Origin of the sequence: Methylomonas rivi, assembly GCF_024505165.1 — a bacterium.
GTDB classification, from domain to species: domain Bacteria; phylum Pseudomonadota; class Gammaproteobacteria; order Methylococcales; family Methylomonadaceae; genus Methylomonas; species Methylomonas rivi.
On record NZ_JANIBK010000333.1, the window covers coordinates 1 to 1,012 of the forward strand.

1 protein-coding gene and 1 pseudogene are annotated in these 1,012 nt (G+C 62.5%); both read right to left on the reverse strand.

Annotated elements, in window-relative coordinates:
* A pseudogene (locus NP596_RS21545) lies at positions 1–261 on the reverse strand (heavy metal translocating P-type ATPase); the annotation flags it as partial.
* On the reverse strand, positions 261–881 hold the full coding sequence (locus NP596_RS21550) for a YtxH domain-containing protein (protein ID WP_256617431.1): 621 nt from the start codon (positions 879–881) through the stop codon (positions 261–263). The pseudogene NP596_RS21545 and the gene NP596_RS21550, both read right to left, overlap by 1 nt.
* Positions 882–1,012: the final 131 nt, after the last annotated feature.

Sequence of the window (1,012 nt, forward strand, 5' to 3'; positions counted from 1 at the left end):
GGGCATGGGATCGGCCGGCGGCGGCAGGGTCAGGATGGTGTTCGCCAAGCTATCGGCGTCGGTGACGGCGGTTTCGTATTCGACCACCAGCGCGCAAATCGACGGATTGACTTTGACTGCCAGCACGCCCTTGACGGCTTCGATCGCGCGGGCGATTTGCCTGGGTTCGAACGACGTGGCGGTGCGGCAGCGGTAACGAAAACGCACGCGGCCGCGGCTGCGGTGTACGGGTTCCAGCTTGGCGAACCAAGTCGCGGCCATTACTCGTCCCCGTGGCGTTCCGCGGCGACTTCGGCCTTGATGTCGGCCATTTGTTCCTTCAGTTCCTCGAAACCGCCGGCCACGCCGGCATAGACTTTCATGACCGACTTGATCAATTTGCCGCGGATTTCATCGTCGCTCATTACCCAGGCCGCGCCGGCGCCGATCAATAGGCCCAACAGGAACTGGTCGGTGTGTTGCGATGGAAACAGGGACGACATCTCGCGCAAAAAATCCCGGTTGACGCCGCCCGGGGCGTAATTGCCGGCGCCTGGGCCGGATTCGAAACCGCCGGGGCCATAGCCGCGCCCGGTTTGCCGGGAACCGCCGCCATAGGCGTAAGCCGCGCCAACACCGGGATCGAAATTGCCGGGGCCGTATGCCTCGTCATCATGATGATCGTAACCGTGGCCGCGTTCTTGCCTGGGCATGCCTATATCGGGCGCGAATCCGGCTTGCGGGTCATATTGACCTTGGCCTTGTCCGTAAGCGTAACGCGCTTGCTGTTGAGCGTAACCGAACGGCGCTTGGGCCGGGCCGAATCCTTCGCCTTGCCACGGCTGGCCATAGCCATCCCTAAAGCCCTGGCGGTTCTGTTTTTTGTGGTGTTTTTTACTCATCGCCGGTCTCCTTGGGTTCTGGTTTATCGTGTAATAACTTTTCCAGCAACAACACGCCGGCCGCGCCGGCGGCGACGGAAAGCAGGGCGCTGGTGTAATCGCCCCGGCGCAACGAGTGGGCGGCGTGCGAG

Bases quoted from the DNA above. Each gene is read 5' to 3' on its own strand.
- NP596_RS21550 (WP_256617431.1), bottom strand. From the start codon at position 881: ATGAGTAAAAAACACCACAAAAAACAGAACCGCCAGGGCTTTAGGGAT.